The sequence below is a fragment of the Pseudomonas sp. PAMC25584 genome (assembly GCF_058135675.1).
In genome coordinates, this window is record NZ_CM176870.1 from 409,100 (window position 1) to 426,260 (window position 17,161).

Below are 17,161 nucleotides of genomic sequence, written 5' to 3' on the forward strand. Positions count from 1 at the left end.
AAATTTGACTCGACCACAGGGGGATTCATGATCAAAAGGTATTGTTCGGCATTGCTGATGGGCGCTGTCGCATTGATTCACGGTGGTCTGGTGCAGGCCGGCGCGCTGGACGACGCCGTTCGGCGTGGCGTGCTGAAAGTGGGCACCACGCCCACCTACGTGCCATTCGAGATGACCGATAAACAGGGGCGTATTGTCGGTTTTGAAGTCGATTTGCTCCAGGCGATGAGCCGTGCCCTGGGGGTTGAACTTGAGCTGGTGGCGGTGCCGTACACCGAGTTGCTATCGGGGCTGATGGCGAGGAAGTTTGATCTGATTGGCAGCGGCATGACGGTCACGCAGGAGCGCAACCTCAAGCTGAATTTCAGTGACTCCTTTATCGTGGTAGGCCAAACGGTGTTGCTGCATCCCCGCCTCGCCGGCAAGGTTGCCAGTATCGAGGACCTGAACGAAGCCGGCTACCGCATCGCCACCACTGAAGGCACTACCGCAGAGGCTGCGGCGCGACGATTCCTCGGGGCGGCTCGGCTAAGCAGTTTCGCGACGCCGGAGGAAGGGGTGCGCCAGGTGGTGATCGGTGCGGCCGATGCGTTTATCCATGACGCGCCCTACAACCTGATCGCGATGACTCGGCCGGAAAACCAGGCGTTACTGGCGCTGGAGCAACCCTTCACCTACGAGCCCCTGGCGTTCGGCCTGAAAAAAGGCGATTACGACAGCCTGAACTGGATCAACCATTTTCTCAACCAAGTGGCGCAGGACGGCACCTACGATCGGCTGTACGACAAGTGGTTCAAGGACACCGACTGGATGACGGAGGTCGACTGAAAGTCATAAGTGCTTACACATCAACCCATTGCCTGAGCCGGGCGATAAGGTGTCTATCCCTGCGCCTCTGCGCGGCGCTGTAGGGATATTCCGACATGCATCGACAACAATTACCCGCGAAACCTTTGTGCCGGGCAGCGAGTGGGTTAGGATCGCACCCCGAAATGGTGCAGCCCTTTTGCGCGCCGCCCTCATAAGAATCGTTCAGGGGACTTGATGATGAAAAAGTATCTTTCGATGCTGCTGCTCGGCGTCACCGCGCTGGTCGCGGCCAACGCGGCTCAGGCCGGAGCCATCGACGATGCGGTCAAGCGTGGCACGCTGAAAGTCGGCATGGACCCGACCTACATGCCGTTCGAAATGACCAACAAGCGCGGTGAAATCATCGGCTTCGAAGTCGACATCCTCAAGGCCATGGCCAAGTCCATGGGCGTCAAGCTGGAGCTGGTGTCCACCGGCTACGACGGCATTATCCCAGCCTTTCTCACCGGCAAGTTCGACATGATCGGCAGCGGCATGACCCTGACCCAGGAACGCAACCTGCGCCTGAACTTCAGCGAACCCTTCATCGTGGTTGGCCAGACCCTGCTGATTCGCAAGGACCTGGAAGGCACCATCAAGTCCTACAAAGACCTGAACGACGAGAAATACCGCCTGACCTCCAAGCTCGGCACCACCGGCGAGATGGTGGCCAAAAAGCTGATCTCCAAGGCCAAGTACCACGGCTACGACAACGAACAGGAAGGCGTGCTGGACGTGGTCAACGGCAAGGCCGATGCCTTTGTGTATGACGCGCCGTACAACGTCGTCGCCGAGAAGAAAGTCGGTAACGGCAAGCTGGTGTTCCTTGAAGAACCCTTCACCTTCGAGCCGTTGGCCTTCGGTCTGAAGAAAGGCGATTACGACAGCATCAACTACATCAACAACTTCCTGCACCAGATCAGGAACGACGGCACCTACGATCGCATCCATGACAAGTGGTTCAAGAGCTCCGAGTGGCTCAAGGACATGGAATAAGGCTGGCGGAATACCGAGTCGCGCCTATCGCGAGCAAGCCCGCTCCCACACTCGACCGAGTTCCAGCATGAGAATGCGGTCGAGATGTGGGAGCGGGCTTGCTCGCGATGGCGGTATGACAGGCGACACACATCCCGGAACCTGAAATGAAACAGAAAAAAGCCCAATGGCCCTGGCACCTGCTGACCGTGGTCGTGCTGGTCGGCCTGGCGGGCGCCTTGTACTACGCCACGTCGCTGATGTCCTACGAATGGCGCTGGAACCGCGTGCCGCAATATTTCGCCTATCAGGCCGAAACGTCCCAGCGCGCGGCGGATGTGTCCACCGTTGTCGAGTTGGTGCGCAAAGGCGATGTGGCCGAAGTCACCCTGCGCAACGACGCGGGCACCGAGCAAAAACTCACCGTGGCCGACAACAGCCTGCAAGTGGCACGTGGCGATGACGTGGCCGAAGGCGATGTAGTGGGCGTGACCCGGCAGTGGGCGCTGGGGCCATTGATGTGGGGCTTATGGACCACCTTGTGGCTGTCCGTGGTGTCCGGTGTCCTGGGCTTGGCGATCGGCCTGGCGACCGGTTTGTGCCGGCTGTCCAGCAACCCGACCTTGCGCGATCTGTCGACGATCTACGTCGAACTGGTGCGCGGCACCCCGCTATTGGTGCAGATCTTCATTTTCTATTTCTTTATCGGTACGGTGCTCAACCTGTCCCGGGAGTTTGCCGCGATCGCTGCGCTGTCGCTGTTCACCGGGGCCTACGTGGCGGAAATCGTCCGAGGCGGTGTGCAGTCGATCACCCGTGGCCAGAACGAAGCCGCACGCTCGCTGGGCTTGAGTGCGGGCCAGTCGATGCGCCATGTGGTGCTGCCGCAGGCGCTCAAACGCGTGCTGCCGCCCCTGGCCGGGCAATTTATCAGCCTGGTGAAAGACACCTCGCTGGTGTCGGTGATCGCGATTACCGAGCTGCTCAAGAGCGGCCGCGAAGTCATCACCACCTCGTTTTCGCCGTTTGAAATCCTGTTCTGCGTGGCAGGCCTGTACCTGTTGATCAACCTGCCGCTGTCGAAAATGGCCAGCCGGCTTGAGCGGAGGCTCGCGCAAAGTGATTGAAGTCCGCGATCTGGTAAAAGTCTTCGACACCCGTGGCCAAGTGGTGCGCGCGGTGGACCACGTCACCACCCAGGTCGCCAAGGGCGAAGTGCTGGTGGTGATCGGCCCGTCTGGCTCGGGCAAGTCGACCTTCCTGCGCTGCCTCAATGGCCTGGAAGCGTTCGATTCGGGTTCGGTGAGCATCGACGGGCTGCAACTGGCTGATCCGAGAACCGACGTGAACGCCTATCGCCGCGAAGTCGGCATGGTGTTCCAGCACTTCAACCTGTTCCCCCACATGACGGTGCTGGAGAACCTGTGCCTGGCGCAAAAAGTCGTGCGCAAGCGTGGCAAGCAAGAGCGTGAAGCCAAGGCCCTGGCGTTGCTGGAAAAGGTCGGCATTGCGCAAAAGGCCAACGAGTTTCCCTCGCGGCTGTCCGGCGGCCAGCAGCAGCGGGTGGCGATTGCCCGTGCGCTGGCGATGGAACCCAAGGTGATGTTGTTCGACGAGCCCACCTCGGCCCTCGACCCGGAAATGGTCGGCGAAGTGCTTGACGTCATGAAAACCCTGGCCCTGGAAGGCATGACCATGGTCTGTGTCACCCACGAAATGGGCTTTGCCCGTGAAGTGGCGGACCGCGTGCTGTTCTTTGACCATGGCAAGCTGCTTGAAGACGCGTCCCCGGCCGAGTTCTTCGATGCGCCGAAAGACCCGCGCGCCCAGGCCTTCCTGCGCCAGGTGCTGTAATCACGCTCACACTATGGAAGCGTTAAAGTCGGAACTTGCTGACAAGCGTCTGTAGGTCCAGGCTCAACTGGGTCAACTGAGCGCTCGCTGCCGCCGTTTCTTCACTGGCGGCGGCGGTTTGCTCGGACACATCGCGCACCTTCAACACACTGCGATTGATCTCCTCGGCCACCGCGCTTTGTTCCTCGGCGGCGGCGGCAATCTGCGGGTTCATTTCCTGGATGACCGACACCGTGCGGGCAATCGCCGCCAGGGCGTCGCCGGCGTCGCGGGTCAAGCCGACGCTGTTGTCTGTCAGGCTGCGACTGCTGTCCATGATGTCCGCCACCTGTTGGGTGCCGGAATGCAGGCTGAGGATCAGTTCTTCAATTTCCTCGGCCGACGCCTGGGTGCGCCGGGCCAGGCTGCGCACTTCATCGGCGACTACCGCAAAGCCTTCTCCGGCACTGCCCGCGCGCGCGGCTTCGATGGCGGCGTTCAACGCCAGCAGGTTGGTCTGCTGGGACACTGATTTGATCACGTCCAGCACACTGCCGATCTTTTGGCTCTCTTGCTGCAACGCCAGCATTGCTCGGCTGGAGAGGGCCATTTCACTGGCCAGGTGGCCGATCTGTTCAACGGCCTGTGCAACCACCTTGTCGCCGACGCGGGTCTGTTGGTCGGCTTCACTCGCCGCGATCGACGCTTGTTCGGCATGCCGCGCGACCTCCTGGGCGGTGGCGAGCATTTCATTCATTGCCGTGGCGACCTGATCGGTTTCGTCCTTTTGATTGTTGACGCCGGCGCGGGTCTGTTCGGTGACGGCCGACAACTGCGTGGCCGCACTGGCGATTTGCCGGGCGCTGTCGCCAATGCCGCTGATCAGGCCGCGCAGGTTGCGGATCATCTGCCCGATGCTCTGCTGCAACTGGCCCATTTCATCACGGCGCTCCACGGCGGGGTTTTCGCTTAAATCGCCCGCTGCGATGCGGTTGGCGGCGACCAAGGCTTCACGCAACGGCAGGGTGATCTGCCGGGCGATCCACCAGGCGGCCAGGGCGCCGAGCAGCAGAGCGGCAAGCGTGACGCTGACCAGCAGTGTTCGGGTGTGCTCCGCTTCCCGGTCGCGTTTGAGGATCTGGCCCTGGCTCACCAGGTCACTTTGTTCGAGCAACTGGTTGAGTTGCTGTTCAAAGCGGTTCTGCGCGGTTTCGGTGGTGACTTGGGTCTCCTTGAGTTTGATCAACAAGGTGCGGTAGGTGGCCAGATCCGTGGTGAGCACGACAGAGTCGACGGGTAGGCTTGTGACGGCGGCTTGAGCGATATCCAGGGCGTCGAGGGTCTTGCCCACCGCTTCGGCATAGGCTTGCAGCGACTCGGCGGCCCAGGCGGGGCTCTGGGCGCGATCTTCGGCCTGTTCCATGGCTTGGCGCAGGCTCTCTATAGCGTCGAGGGCCTGCTGGTCTTGCTGGTCAGGCAGTTCGCTGGCCAGTTGCGCGAGGGTATCGCTGGCTTGCAGGGCGATCTTATGCAGCGGCGGCCGGGTGTTTTCCCGCTGTTCGATCAAGGGCGGCAATTCCATTAGCGCCGCTTTGAAGCTGGCCACGAGACGCTCCGCTTCCTTGAGGCGCTGCAGGTCGGTCGGATCAATGACGTGCTGTGACAGGTAGTCGAGATGCTGATCGATTTTTTTGATCTGCTGCGTCATTTTGCCCAGGCTGGCGGTGTCCGTGAGGGTGCGGTAAACGATGCGGTCGGCGCGCATCGCCTCGGCGTCGGCCGCCAGTTGGCCCAGCACCGTCAGGTTGCTGGAGCGGAACAGGGCGGCATTCAAGGCCTGCCAGCCGGTCATGGCAATGATGAAACTGAGGATCAGCACCTGGCCAAAGCCCAGGGCGAGTTTGAGTCGGACGCTGGCGTTGACCAGCAAGTGGGTCAGCCGAGGAAACATGGTGAACCTCCAAATCTGAAAAAGCGCTGCGCAACCATGCAAACGCTAAATCGATTTGGGGTGAGGGCGGGCTGATAAGTGCGTAGGAAATTTCACAAGTTGCTGAAGTGCGGCGACCCGGATGGCTCGCCGCCCAGCGCCGGTCAGATGCGGAAGCGCCCAACCAGGGTTTGCAGGTAGATGCCCAGGCGCGCCAGTTCAGCGCTGGAGGCGGCGGTCTCTTCACTGGCCGAGGACGTTTGCTCCGACACATCGCGCACGTTCAATATGCTGCGGTTGATCTCTTCGGCCACGGCGCTTTGTTGCTCGGCGGCGGTGGCAATCTGCGAGTTCATCGCCTGAATGGTCGACACGGTGCGGGTGATGTTTTCCAGGGCGCTGCCGGCGCGGCGAGTCAACTCGACGCTGCTGTCGGTCAGCCCGCGGCTGTTGTCCATGATGGTTGCCACCTGCTGGGTGCCCGTTTGCAGGCCGCCGATCAGCTCTTCGATCTCTTCCGTGGATTTTTGCGTGCGTTGAGCCAGGCTGCGCACTTCATCGGCCACCACCGCGAAGCCACGCCCGGCTTCACCGGCTCGTGCCGCTTCAATCGCAGCGTTAAGCGCCAGCAGGTTGGTTTGCTGGGCCACCGACTTGATCACGTCGAGCACGCTGCCGATCTTGTCGCTTTCGCGCTTGAGATGGCCCATGGCCTCGGTGGAGTTGCCGACCTCAGTGGCCAGGCGTTCGATCTGGGCGATGGCTTCACCGACCACCTTGTCGCCTTCGCGGGCCTGCTGGTCCGCCACCAAGGCCGCTTCGGAGGCTTCCTCGGCGTTGCGCGCAACTTCCTGCACGGTCGCGGCCATTTCATTCATGGCGGTGGCGACCTGGTCGGTCTCGATTTTCTGATTGTTGACCCCGGCGCTGGTCTGCTCGGTGACCGACGACAATTGTTCGGCGGCGCTGGCGATCTGGGTGACGCCGTCGCTGATGCCGCCGATCAGTTCGCGCAGGCCCACGGTCATGCTTTGCATGGCGCGTTGCAGTTGGCCCAGTTCGTCCTGGCGTGTGGATGTCAGGTCGTGGCTCAGGTCGCCCGAAGCAACGCGCTCGGCCACCTTGAGGGTCTGATTCAGCGGGATGACGATCTGGCGCGTGATCGCCCAGGCGGCCACCAGGCCAAAGATCAATGCCAGTACGGTGGCGAGCAGCAGCAGGTACCTGGCCTGGGCGGCATCGGTGTCGCGCACTGCGGTCTGGGAAAGCGTGAGTTTATCGCTGCGGCTCAGCAGGATATCGCCTTGTGCGCTCATGGTTTTGAGTGCGACGGCGGTGGCCACCTGGGAGTCGCGGAACTGGCTGACAGCGGCGCGATAGGCTTGCAGCGAGACACTGGCCTGTTGCAGGTCCGCCTGGTATTGCGCCGGCAATGCGCCTTGCAGTTCAGTGATCTTCTTCAGGGCGTTGTCGATGGCGTCGAGCGCAGGTTGCTCAGCCTCGACCTTGCCGCTGTAGGTGTAGCCGCGAACCTGGAAGCGCGCTTGCTGGATCAGCTTGCTCAGTTCGACCACGCTATTGAACTGGGTGACGCTGTCGCCTTGCAGCAGGGACTTCTCGACTTCATTCACCTTGAGCACTGCATTGTCGGCGGTATTGCCCAGCTTGCTGCGCGCGTCTTCGCGGTTGGCGCCGGCTTGCGCCATATCGCTGAATGCGCGTTTGTATTGGTCCACGGCGGCCAATTGCTCATCGACCAGGGCGATGTCCGTGGGGTTTTCGATCAGTGTACGGGCGGTCTTCATGCCGCTGTCCAGCCGGTTCAGCAGGTCGCTGACGGCTGCCGTGCCTTGTTCGCCACGGCGCATTTCATAGTCCAGGCGGGCGATACGCAGGTCTTTGGTCAAGACATTGAGGCTGGAGATATACCCCAATTTGTCGCCACGGCTGGTCACATCGCCCAGGCCGGTCCAGCCGGTGAAGGTGATCAACAAGGTAAGGAGCAACACCAGGCCAAAGCCTACGCCCAGCTTGTGGTTGACGCTGACATTCCCCAGCTTTTCGGCTAACCAACGATACATGCTGCGAACTCCCCTAGAGCAAGGCTTGGAATTATTCGAAGGTTATCGGCGGCGCATGAAAAATCTGTAGGAATAGGGTGGCTAGAACAGCCGGGCGAGCAGGGCGGTGACGGCGGTCTCCACGCGCAGGATGCGTGCACCCAGTTGCACCGGTTGCAGGCCTGCCTTGGTCAGCAGGTCGACCTCGTAGGGAATCCAGCCGCCTTCCGGGCCGATAGCCAAGGTCACCGGCTCATCCAGCCCGCGCGGGCAGGATGGGTAATCGCCGGGATGGCCGATCAGGCCAAGGGTGCCTGCGGTCAGAGCGGGCAGGCGGTCTTCGACGAAGGGTTTGAAGCGTTTTTCGATGATGATCTCGGGCAGCACCGTGTCCCGCGCCTGCTCCAGGCCGAGGATCAATTGCTCGCGAATCGCCTCGGGCTCCAGGAAGGGGGTTTGCCAGAAGCTCTTTTCCACGCGGTAGCTGTTGAGCAGCACTACCTTCGGCACGCCCATGGCGGCGACGGTTTGCAGCACCCGGCGGAGCATTTTCGGGCGGGGCAGGGCCAGCAACAGGGTCAGCGGCAGTTTGGCCGGTGGCGGCAGGTCGAAGGCTACTTGCAACTCGGCTTCGTGGGCTTCCAGGCGCAGCAGTTGTGCATTGCCCATCAGCCCGCCGATGCGCCCGACCCGCAGGTTGTCGCCCACCGTCGCGCGGTGCACGTCCTGCATATGCACCAGGCGCCGGTCACGCAGGATCACCCGGTCGGCCGCGATAAAGTCGGCCTCTTCAAGCAGCAGCAGGTTCACGGCTGGGTTGCTGGCGGCTGGTCGTTGTCGTCGGCGGCTTGGTCGTCGGGGTGTTCGCCACGCTTGGTGATCAGGCTGCTGAACAGGATGCCGATCTCGAACAGCATCCACATCGGCACTGCCAGCAATGTCTGGGAGAAAATGTCCGGCGGGGTCAGGATCATGCCGACCACGAAGCAGCCGATGATCACGTAGGGGCGGACCTTCTTCAGGTATTGCACGTTGACCACGCCGATCCACACCAGCAACACCACGGCCACCGGGATTTCGAAGGCCACGCCGAAGGCGAAGAACAGCGTCATCACGAAGTCGAGGTAGCTGGTGATGTCGGTCATCATCTCAACGCCGGCCGGGGTGGCGGCGGCGAAGAACTTGAAGATCAGCGGGAACACCAGGAAGTAAGCGAACGCCATGCCGGTGTAGAACAGCAGGATGCTCGACACCAGCAAGGGCACTGCGATGCGCTTCTCATGCTTGTACAGGCCGGGGGCGATAAAGCCCCAGATCTGGTGCAGGATCACCGGGATCGCGAGGAACAGCGAGACCATCATCGTCAGCTTCAGCGGCGTGAGGAACGGCGACGATACGTCGGTGGCGATCATCGTCGCGCCCGCTGGCAGGTAATGGCGCAGTGGCGTGGAGACGAAGGTGTAGATCTGCTGGGTAAAGGCGAACAGCCCGGCAAAAATTACGAAGATCGCCGCCACGCAACGCAGCAGGCGGGTACGCAGCTCGGTGAGGTGCGAGACCAGCGGCATGTGCTGGTCGTTTTCCGGTTTATCAGCGCTCATGGGGCTCGCGGCGGCAATGTAGGGTCATGGGGAGCAGGCGCCGCGATGGGCGCCTGCGCTGGCTCGGTTGGCGTGGTCGGGGTGGCGGGCGTTGCTTCAACTGCGGGCGTGGGAGCGATGCTGTGCTCGGCCACGGGCGCCACCGGCTTGGCCTGCTCCTGCACCGGCGTCAGAATATTGCGCGTCTCTTGCTCCAACGACAGGATGTGTTCGTTGTGCAGTTGGCGGCGGATTTCGTCGGCGCCGATTTCCCGTTCAACTTCCTGTTTGATGGCGTTGAAACTGCGTTTCAGGCGCCCGATCCACAGGCCAGCCGTGCGCGCGGCACCGGGCAGGCGTTCCGGCCCCAGGACCAGCAAGGCCACGAGGCCGACGAGCAGCAGTTCAGAGAAGCTGATACCAAACATTAGTCAGTGCTCACGAGTCTTTGCGGATCGGCTCTTCAACTTTTTCAGCCTGCACGTCGAAGGTCCGACGCTCGGTGATCGGCTGGGCCGCCTGGGGGTGCACAGGCTGGACCGGTGGCGCCGGGTTGACGGCGGGGTCGGCCGGCTTTTCGTCGTCGTTCATGGCCTTGCGAAAGCCCTTGATCGACTCGCCCACGTCGGTGCCGAGGTTTTTCAGTTTCTTGGTGCCAAATACCAGAACGACTACCACCAGAATAACGATCCAGTGTTTCCAGTCAAAAATGCCCATGCTGCAATTCCTCTGTAAAAGTTATTCAGGCGGACGGGCGCGAGGCCTTTTCGACATGCCCGGACAAGCCGAAGCGACGGTCCAGTTCATCCAGCACCGCCTGCGGATGCTGCCCCAGTTGAGCGAGCATGACCAGGCTGTGGAACCACAGGTCGGCGGTTTCGTAGATCACATCGCTGCAGTCGCCGCTGATCTCGGCATCCTTGGCGGCAAGGATGGTCTCGACGGATTCTTCGCCGAGTTTTTCCAGGATCTTGTTCAGGCCTTTGTGGTACAGGCTGGCGACGTAGGAGCTTTCGGCATCCGCGCCTTTGCGCTCTTCCAGCACCTGGGCCACACGGTTCAGGGTATCGCTCATGTTCAGTGTCCTGCCGAGTAAATGGCGTGCGGGTCTTTGAGTACCGGCTCTACAACCTTCCACTCGCCGTTCTCGAACACGCGATAGAAGCAGCTGTGGCGGCCGGTGTGGCAGGCGATACCGCCGATCTGCTCGACCTTGAGGATCACCACGTCGGCGTCGCAGTCGAGGCGTATCTCGTGCAGGGTTTGTACGTGCCCGGACTCTTCACCCTTGCGCCACAGTTTGCCACGTGAACGTGACCAGTAAATGGCGCGCTGCTCAGCGGCGGTGAGGCTCAGCGCCTCGCGGTTCATCCAGGCCATCATCAGCACGCGCCCGGTCTTGTAGTCCTGGGCAATGGCCGGCACCAGGCCGTCACTGTCCCACTTGATCTCATCCAGCCAGTCTTTCATCTTCGGCTCCGGCAATTTGCGACAGTGTATAACCGGATTGGCTACCGACGCACGATCAGATAAACACCCACGGCGACCATGATACCGGCCGGCCAGTGGCCCAGTTGGTTCAGCGGCCCGCCGATGGCCAGCATTACACCGCCGACCAGATGCGCGGCGCCCAGCAGGCGCAGGAACCAGTCGTCCTTGCGCGTGTGCCACGGCGGCGCCGGGTCCTTGGCGTGGGGCTGGGACATGCGCTCCAGCAGGTCGCGGGTCATGTTGGCCAGGTGCGGCAGTTGCTCCACCTGGCTCTGCAGGTTGCCCAGCAGGGTTTTCGGGCTGACCCGTTCGCGCATCCAGCGTTCGAGGAACGGCTGGGCGGTGTTCCACAGGTCGAGGTCCGGGTACAACTGGCGGCCCAGGCCTTCAATGTTCAGCAGGGTTTTCTGCAGTAGCACCAACTGCGGCTGCACTTCCATATTGAAGCGCCGCGCGGTCTGGAACAGGCGCATCAGTACCTGGCCGAAGGAAATGTCTTTTAGCGGTTTTTCGAAGATCGGCTCGCACACGGTGCGGATCGCCGCTTCGAATTCATTGAGCTTGGTTTCTGCGGGCACCCAACCCGAATCGATGTGCAACTGCGCCACGCGGCGGTAGTCACGCTTGAAGAAGGCGAACAGGTTGCGCGCCAAGTAGTCCTGGTCTTCCGGGGTCAGGCTGCCGACGATGCCGCAGTCGATCGCAATGTACTGCGGGCTCCACGGGTTGATGGTGCTGACGAAGATATTGCCGGGGTGCATGTCGGCGTGGAAGAAACTGTCGCGGAACACCTGTGTGAAGAAGATCTCGACGCCGCGCTCGGCGAGCATCTTCATGTCGGTGCGCTGGTCGGTCAGCGTCGCGAGGTCGGTGACCTGCACGCCGTAGATGCGCTCCATCACCAACACTTTAGGGCGGCACCAGTCCCAATACACTTGCGGCACGTACAGCAGCGGTGAGCCTTCAAAGTTGCGCTTGAGCTGGCTGGCGTTGGCCGCTTCGCGCAGCAGGTCGAGTTCGTCGTAGATGGTTTTTTCGTAGTCGGCGACCACGTCGACCGGGTGCAGCAGGCGCGCGTCGGCGGAGAAGCGTTCGGCGGCGCGGGCGAGAATGAACAGCCACGCCAGGTCCTGGCCGATGATCGCCTTGAGGCCTGGGCGAATCACCTTCACCACCACTTCTTCGCCGGTCTTGAGCTGCGCCGCATGCACTTGCGCCACCGAGGCCGAAGCCAGGGGCTCGACGTCGAAACGGCTGAACACGTCGCTGATCTTCTTGCCCAACTGCTCTTCGATCAGCTTCATCGATTGCTGCGAATCGAACGGCGGCACGCGGTCCTGCAGCAGCATCAGCTCGTCGGCGATGTCTTCGGGCAACAGGTCGCGACGGGTCGAGAGGATCTGCCCGAACTTGATAAAGATTGGCCCCAAATCCTGCAAGGCCAGGCGCAGGCGCGTGCCACGGCTCAGGTCCAGTGGCTTGCGTGGGAACCAGCGCCACGGCAGCACGTAACGCACGGCCAGCAGGAACCACGGCAAGGGCAGGGCGAACAGCAGGTCATCGAGGCGGTAGCGGATGACGACGCGCTGGATACGGAACAAACGGCGGACGGCGAGCAGCTTCATGCGTTATCGCTTGGATCAAGGGAACGGCTCAGGCGCTCGAAGCGGGCCTCAAGGCGTTCCAGGTCGATTTTGGCCTTGTCGAGTTCACGAAAGCGCGCTTGCGCTTCCCGTTGTCCGACCAGGGTGCGCGATTCTTCGCTCAGGTATTCGGCGAGGTTCTGGTTGAGGCTGGCGAACCCCTGCTGGTACCAGCGCGTGCGGCTGCGCAGGTGACCGCTGATCAACTGGGTGGCCACGGGGCCGATCCAGCGCGACAGTTCGTATTCCCAGTCCAGTTCCAGGTCTTGCAGCACGGCGGCCAGGTCCATCAGCGCCGCGCTGTCGCCTTCCAGCGCTACTTCGGGGCTGTGGAGGATGGCGGTCTTGTTGCGGCTCAGCGCCAGGTGCAACAGGCTCGAGGCCGGCGCACGCAGGGTGCAGTCGGCCTCGGCGGCCCACTGGGTCGCGAGCAATAGGCCTTCATCGCTGGGCAGGATAAACAGCTGCAAGGCCGGGCTCGTGCAGTCGACGGCGATGATCTTGCCGTTCAAGTGCGCGAGCCGCGCCAGGGCGGTGCTGTCCAGGCGCAGCACCCGGTTGACACCGAGTTCGACGCTGGCGAGCAAGCCTTGGAACAGCATCAGGGCTTGATGCCGCGGTGCAGGGCGACGATGCCTGAGGTCATGTTGTGGTAGGTCACGCGGTCGAAACCGGCGTCCACCATCATCGACTTCAGGGTTTCCTGGTCGGGGTGCATGCGGATCGACTCGGCCAGGTAGCGATAGCTCTCGGCGTCGTTGGTGATCAGCTTGCCCATCAACGGCATGAAGGCGAACGAGTAGGTGTCGTAGACCTTGGACATCAGCGCGTTGGTCGGTTTGGAGAACTCCAGCACCAGCAGGCGGCCACCGGGCTTGAGCACGCGCAGCATCGAGCGGATCGCGTCTTCCTTGTGGGTCACGTTGCGCAGGCCGAACGCGATGGTCACGCAGTCGAAATGGTTGTCGGGGAACGGCAGCTTTTCCGCATCGGCCTGGACGAATTCGATATTGCCGGCCACGCCTTTGTCGAGCAGGCGATCACGGCCGACCTTGAGCATCGAACCGTTGATATCCGCCAGCACCACCTGGCCGGTCGGGCCGACGAGCTTGGAGAACTTGGCCGCCAAGTCGCCGGTACCACCCGCGATGTCCAGCACGCGGTTGCCAGTGCGTACACCCGACAACTCGATGGTGAAGCGCTTCCACAGGCGGTGCATGCCGCCGGAGAGCACGTCGTTCATCAGGTCGTACTTGGCCGCAACGGAGTGGAACACTTCAGCGACTTTTTCCGCTTTCTGGCTTTCCGGGACGTTCTTGAAGCCGAAGTGAGTGGTGGGTTCGGCATCGCTGCCTTTGCGCTGATCAGTCATATCGCTGTCACCAAAATTGAATGCGGGACATGATAATCCCCAAGGCCTGCTTTGTCTTGGCAAGGCTGAAGGTAAGATAGGTGCTCACCGAGACCTTTTGCCGCATGGCAGGTGTTCAAGTCGTTATAAAGAGGAGTCATTGCAATGGCCCGTATCACTGTTGAACGTGCGCATTCCCTGGGTAAAGAAGGCGCACGGGCGAAGGCCGAGAAGCTGGCACAGAAACTCCAGGATCAATATGGCCTGCAGCCTTCGTGGTCGGGCGATACGTTGAACCTCAAGCGTTCGGGGGTTAAAGGCACGGTGTTGGTCGCCGATGATCTGTTGCGTATTGATGTGGAACTGGGCCTGTTGATGTCGGCCATGAGTGGCACCATCAAGACTGAAATCGAGAAAGCCCTGGATAAAGCCTTGGCCTGATCCCGCTGTTCTTAGGGTGCCGATTCTAATTTTTCTGCCTACTTTGTGCCCACGCCCTCAACTTCTGCGGGCCGTTCCTCCACCCTTTTTACGTGAGGTGCATCATGGCCAAAGTTATCCTGAAGAAAAAAATCGACGCCCCGAGCCACGCCCTGGACGACGTTAAAACCTATGCCCGCAAGATCTGGCTGGCAGGCCTAGGGGTCTATGCCAAGGTCGGAAGCGAGGGCGGCGAGTACTTCAAAGAGCTGGTTAAGACCGGTCAACATGTTGAAAGTAAAGGCAAAAAAGTTGCACTTGAACAACTTGATGCGGCCAACAGTCAGATTGACCAAGTAACGAGTAATATCGCCAGCGTCAAAGGTCGGGTAGAAGTTCAACTGGATAAAGTTGAAAAAGCTTTTGACACGCGTGTTGCAAGTGCCTTGAATCGAATCGGCATTGCGTCTAAACATGACGTGGAGACACTCTCTGCTAAGCTCGAAGAGCTGACGGCATTGCTCGAACGTGTCGCGCGTAAACACTAAGGAGACATCGGGATGGCTGTTAAAAAGACTACTCAGAAAGAAGGCAGCTCGTGGGTCGGGAAAGTTGAAGAATATTCCCGCAAGATCTGGCTGGCTGGTTTAGGCGTTTACTCGAAGATCGACAGTGACGGCAGCAAACTCTTCGAGACATTGGTTAAAGACGGCGAGAAGGCCGAGAAGTTGACCAAGAGCACCGTCGGCAAACAAGTGGATGCAGCCAAAGCGACTGCAGGTTCCGCCAAGTCGAAACTCAGTGATAAATGGGGCGAATTGGAAGGGGCTTTCGACAAACGTCTCCACAGTGCCATTTCACGACTGGGTGTTCCTAGCCGTAGTGAAGTGAAGGCACTGCACAGCAAGGTTGACACGCTGACCAAACAAATCGAAAAACTCACCGGTGCCAAAGTGACGCCGGTGAAGGCTGCTGCTGCGGCTAAGCCAGCGACTAAAACCGCTGCCGCCAAGCCACTGGCTAAAGCCGCCGCCAAGCCGGCTGCCAAACCTGCGGCCAAAGCGCCCGCCAAAGCCGTGGTTAAACCGGCTGCCAAGCCGGCTGCGAAAGTTGCGGCGGCTAAACCGGCGGCCAAGCCTGCCGCTAAACCAGTGGCCGCTAAAGCCGCTGCCAAGCCGGCCGTTAAACCTGCCGCCAAGGCCGCAGCCAAACCCGCTGCTAAAACGGCTGCCGCCAAACCTGCGGCCAAGCCAGCGCTGGCCAAACCTGCCGCCGCGAAGAAGCCGGTAGCCGCGAAGAAGCCCGCAGCAGCGAAGCCGGCCGTGGCCGCCAAGCCTGCGACCCCGGCGCCCAGCGCTTCAAGCGCCAACTCGGCAACCGCGCCGACTGCTGCGCCTGCACCGACTGCAGCGTCGGTAACCCCGACGCCATCCAGTCAGTCCTGATCTACTCGGGACACAAAAAAACGCCCGGCCTGTGAAGGTCGGGCGTTTTTTTACGTGCGCATAATGGGGCGGTCAGTTGTACGTGATCGACACCGTCACGGCGCTGGCCAGGGTGCCTTGGGTGACCGCTGCGCCGGTTTTATGGTACGCCGCTGTGAGTGGCAACACCGCCTTGTTGCTGCTGGTCTCCACCGTGCGGCTGCGCTGGGCGTCGGTGCCGTTGGCGGGGATGGTGTAACCGGGTGTCGCGCGGTGCAGCAGCCAAAGGGCCGTGCCGCCTGAGGTTCCCGTATTGGCAAACAGCACGGCGTTGCCGGTCGAGGCGCTGCCCGCGAACAGGAACGTGACGTTGCGGATGTCCGATTCGCAGTCGGCCGATATCTCGAAATCGAAGGCGCCTGTGGAGGGCGTTGCATCAAAGTCGGCGATCTTGATGGTCGGCAGTGTGAGGGTACGGTTCAGATCGCCGGCCGCCAGGTTGCAGGTACCGGCGTTGACCTGGCCGACAAAGTTCAAGGTGCCTGTGGTTGCGGCCTGAGCCGCATGGGCGCTGAGGCCAGCAGTGATTGCCAGCAGTCGCGGCAGCGTGCGGATGTTCATCGGGTAATCTCCGGCGTTTCAGTTATAGGTAATGTTGACGGTGGCGGTACTGGCGAGCGTGCCTTGGCTGACCGCGCCGTTTTGGTGATAGGCGGCGCCGAGTGGCAAGACCGCACGGTTGTCGGAAACCACCAGCGTGCGGCTGCTATCGGTGCCGTTGGCGCTAATCGTCTGGGCCACCCCATTGATCCGCGAATACAGCCACAGCCCGATGCCACCGGCGCTGCCGGTATTGGCGAAGAGCGCGTCGTGCCCAGGGGCGGGGGTACCGGCAAACCGAAAGGTGACGTGGGTGGCGTCGCTGCAGTTCGCCGTCAACTCGAAGTCGCGCGCGCCTGCGCTGATGGCATTTTCGAAGGCGCTGACTTGAACGGGGTCAAGCGAGATCGTGCGGTTGACGTCACCGGCCGCCAGGTCGCAGGTGGCGGCGGGTCTGACGAAGCGTACCGAGTTGTTGAGCCTCAGGCTAAAGCGGCCTAAGTAACCCCAGGGGCCGTGCAGTCTGTATTCAAAGATAGTTCCGGCAGGCACGACCCCGTCTGTTACCGGCCCGATTTTGTAAAGGATCACCTCCGCGTTCGTGAAGGAGGGGTGCCTTCCGGGCGGCACGACGGCGCCGCTAAAACTTTCGATGGCATAGGCGCTGGTCGATGGGCGGGCGTCGGTGATCAGCAGCCGCATGCCAACCCCGGGTGCCTCGGTCGGATAGGACCCGGTTATCGGGTCCAAGGGTCTTGCATAGCGCCCGAAGGCCGAAGCTGGGGTGCCGGTGCGGCAATTGTAGAAGAGGGCCGGCACCGAGCCGCTGAATGCGTGTTGGGCGATCACACTTCCCAGCGGCAGGCTGTCGGGGACGGTAATCACGGCCGGGAGGGAGAGGCCAAGCTCGGCGTCAGGAGGATAGCTCTCGCACGCCGCTTGAGCCGCGATTGGCAAGCCAAGCACGAGCAGTATTGAAACGAGGTTTGTGGAGTGTTTCATCTT

20 protein-coding genes and 1 pseudogene are annotated in these 17,161 nt (G+C 61.4%); 7 read left to right on the forward strand and 14 right to left on the reverse strand.

What is annotated here, in order from left to right:
• Nucleotides 1-27: 27 nt before the first annotated feature.
• The 4 genes from ACS5Q8_RS01795 to ACS5Q8_RS01810 all read left to right on the forward strand — a co-directional run bounded on the left by ACS5Q8_RS01795 (nucleotide 28) and on the right by ACS5Q8_RS01810 (nucleotide 3,678).
• A complete protein-coding gene (locus tag ACS5Q8_RS01795) occupies nucleotides 28-828 on the forward strand; it encodes a transporter substrate-binding domain-containing protein (RefSeq protein WP_276195910.1) in 801 nt (266 codons plus the stop codon).
• Between the two features lie 219 nt (nucleotides 829-1,047).
• Nucleotides 1,048-1,845 (forward strand): transporter substrate-binding domain-containing protein, encoded by a 798-nt coding sequence (locus tag ACS5Q8_RS01800; protein WP_276195911.1) that lies wholly within the window; start codon nucleotides 1,048-1,050, stop codon nucleotides 1,843-1,845.
• A gap of 146 nt (nucleotides 1,846-1,991) precedes the next feature.
• On the forward strand, nucleotides 1,992-2,951 hold the full coding sequence (locus ACS5Q8_RS01805; RefSeq protein ID WP_443693711.1) for an amino acid ABC transporter permease: 960 nt from the start codon (nucleotides 1,992-1,994) through the stop codon (nucleotides 2,949-2,951).
• Nucleotides 2,944-3,678 carry an amino acid ABC transporter ATP-binding protein gene (locus ACS5Q8_RS01810; RefSeq protein WP_443693713.1) on the forward strand — a complete coding sequence of 245 codons (735 nt, stop codon included), beginning with the start codon at nucleotides 2,944-2,946 and terminating at the stop codon, nucleotides 3,676-3,678. The genes ACS5Q8_RS01805 and ACS5Q8_RS01810 overlap by 8 nt, the downstream gene beginning before the upstream one ends.
• A 22-nt stretch (nucleotides 3,679-3,700) precedes the next feature.
• On the opposite strand, the gene ACS5Q8_RS01815 is transcribed toward ACS5Q8_RS01810, so the two are convergent.
• The 12 genes and pseudogenes from ACS5Q8_RS01815 to ubiE all read right to left on the reverse strand — a co-directional run bounded on the left by ACS5Q8_RS01815 (nucleotide 3,701) and on the right by ubiE (nucleotide 13,733).
• A complete protein-coding gene (locus ACS5Q8_RS01815; RefSeq protein WP_443693715.1) occupies nucleotides 3,701-5,608 on the reverse strand; it encodes a methyl-accepting chemotaxis protein in 1,908 nt (635 codons plus the stop codon).
• A gap of 143 nt (nucleotides 5,609-5,751) precedes the next feature.
• A complete protein-coding gene (locus tag ACS5Q8_RS01820) occupies nucleotides 5,752-6,624 on the reverse strand; it encodes a methyl-accepting chemotaxis protein (RefSeq protein ID WP_426244274.1) in 873 nt (290 codons plus the stop codon).
• 33 nt (nucleotides 6,625-6,657) lie between these two features.
• A pseudogene (locus ACS5Q8_RS01825) lies at nucleotides 6,658-7,668 on the reverse strand (methyl-accepting chemotaxis protein); the annotation flags it as partial.
• Between the two features lie 81 nt (nucleotides 7,669-7,749).
• Complete coding sequence (locus ACS5Q8_RS01830) at nucleotides 7,750-8,457, reverse strand: 16S rRNA (uracil(1498)-N(3))-methyltransferase (RefSeq protein ID WP_276195915.1); 708 nt, start codon at nucleotides 8,455-8,457, stop codon at nucleotides 7,750-7,752.
• Nucleotides 8,454-9,248: a twin-arginine translocase subunit TatC gene (gene tatC, locus ACS5Q8_RS01835; protein ID WP_247402944.1), complete on the reverse strand. Its 795-nt coding sequence runs from the start codon at nucleotides 9,246-9,248 to the stop codon at nucleotides 8,454-8,456. The genes ACS5Q8_RS01830 and tatC overlap by 4 nt, the downstream gene beginning before the upstream one ends.
• Nucleotides 9,245-9,655 carry a Sec-independent protein translocase protein TatB gene (tatB, locus tag ACS5Q8_RS01840; RefSeq protein WP_465159781.1) on the reverse strand — a complete coding sequence of 137 codons (411 nt, stop codon included), beginning with the start codon at nucleotides 9,653-9,655 and terminating at the stop codon, nucleotides 9,245-9,247. The genes tatC and tatB overlap by 4 nt, the downstream gene beginning before the upstream one ends.
• A gap of 10 nt (nucleotides 9,656-9,665) precedes the next feature.
• Nucleotides 9,666-9,944 carry a twin-arginine translocase TatA/TatE family subunit gene (locus ACS5Q8_RS01845; RefSeq protein ID WP_276195917.1) on the reverse strand — a complete coding sequence of 93 codons (279 nt, stop codon included), beginning with the start codon at nucleotides 9,942-9,944 and terminating at the stop codon, nucleotides 9,666-9,668.
• Between the two features lie 25 nt (nucleotides 9,945-9,969).
• Complete coding sequence (locus ACS5Q8_RS01850; RefSeq protein WP_247397012.1) at nucleotides 9,970-10,302, reverse strand: phosphoribosyl-ATP diphosphatase; 333 nt, start codon at nucleotides 10,300-10,302, stop codon at nucleotides 9,970-9,972.
• A gap of 2 nt (nucleotides 10,303-10,304) precedes the next feature.
• A complete protein-coding gene (gene hisI / locus ACS5Q8_RS01855) occupies nucleotides 10,305-10,697 on the reverse strand; it encodes a phosphoribosyl-AMP cyclohydrolase (protein ID WP_017849884.1) in 393 nt (130 codons plus the stop codon).
• Nucleotides 10,698-10,738: 41 nt separating this feature from the next.
• Nucleotides 10,739-12,343: a ubiquinone biosynthesis regulatory protein kinase UbiB gene (ubiB, locus tag ACS5Q8_RS01860; RefSeq protein WP_276195919.1), complete on the reverse strand. Its 1,605-nt coding sequence runs from the start codon at nucleotides 12,341-12,343 to the stop codon at nucleotides 10,739-10,741.
• Nucleotides 12,340-12,963 carry a ubiquinone biosynthesis accessory factor UbiJ gene (locus tag ACS5Q8_RS01865; protein WP_276195921.1) on the reverse strand — a complete coding sequence of 208 codons (624 nt, stop codon included), beginning with the start codon at nucleotides 12,961-12,963 and terminating at the stop codon, nucleotides 12,340-12,342. Before ACS5Q8_RS01865 ends, ubiB begins: the two co-directional genes overlap by 4 nt.
• Entirely contained in the window at nucleotides 12,963-13,733 is a 771-nt protein-coding gene (gene ubiE / locus ACS5Q8_RS01870) for a bifunctional demethylmenaquinone methyltransferase/2-methoxy-6-polyprenyl-1,4-benzoquinol methylase UbiE (protein WP_106577513.1), read from the reverse strand. The genes ACS5Q8_RS01865 and ubiE overlap by 1 nt, the downstream gene beginning before the upstream one ends.
• A gap of 144 nt (nucleotides 13,734-13,877) precedes the next feature.
• Here ubiE and ACS5Q8_RS01875 point away from each other — a divergent pair, with 144 nt between their 5' ends.
• From ACS5Q8_RS01875 to ACS5Q8_RS01885, 3 genes are all read left to right on the forward strand, one after another.
• On the forward strand, nucleotides 13,878-14,153 hold the full coding sequence (locus ACS5Q8_RS01875) for a polyhydroxyalkanoic acid system family protein (protein ID WP_247397021.1): 276 nt from the start codon (nucleotides 13,878-13,880) through the stop codon (nucleotides 14,151-14,153).
• Between the two features lie 104 nt (nucleotides 14,154-14,257).
• Nucleotides 14,258-14,680 (forward strand): phasin family protein, encoded by a 423-nt coding sequence (locus ACS5Q8_RS01880; RefSeq protein WP_247397023.1) that lies wholly within the window; start codon nucleotides 14,258-14,260, stop codon nucleotides 14,678-14,680.
• Between the two features lie 12 nt (nucleotides 14,681-14,692).
• On the forward strand, nucleotides 14,693-15,577 hold the full coding sequence (locus tag ACS5Q8_RS01885) for a phasin family protein (protein WP_465159782.1): 885 nt from the start codon (nucleotides 14,693-14,695) through the stop codon (nucleotides 15,575-15,577).
• 72 nt (nucleotides 15,578-15,649) lie between these two features.
• Here the strand turns inward: ACS5Q8_RS01885 and ACS5Q8_RS01890 are convergent, their stop codons facing one another.
• Together ACS5Q8_RS01890 and ACS5Q8_RS01895 are read right to left on the reverse strand one after the other, a co-directional pair.
• The gene (locus tag ACS5Q8_RS01890) at nucleotides 15,650-16,177 is read right to left on the reverse strand and encodes a fimbrial protein (protein ID WP_276195925.1); all 528 of its coding nucleotides are present in this window, start codon (nucleotides 16,175-16,177) and stop codon (nucleotides 15,650-15,652) included.
• An 18-nt stretch (nucleotides 16,178-16,195) separates the two neighbouring features.
• Nucleotides 16,196-17,158, reverse strand: coding sequence for a fimbrial protein (locus ACS5Q8_RS01895; protein WP_465159783.1), 963 nt, complete (start codon nucleotides 17,156-17,158; stop codon nucleotides 16,196-16,198).
• Between the last annotated feature and the right edge of the window lie 3 nt (nucleotides 17,159-17,161).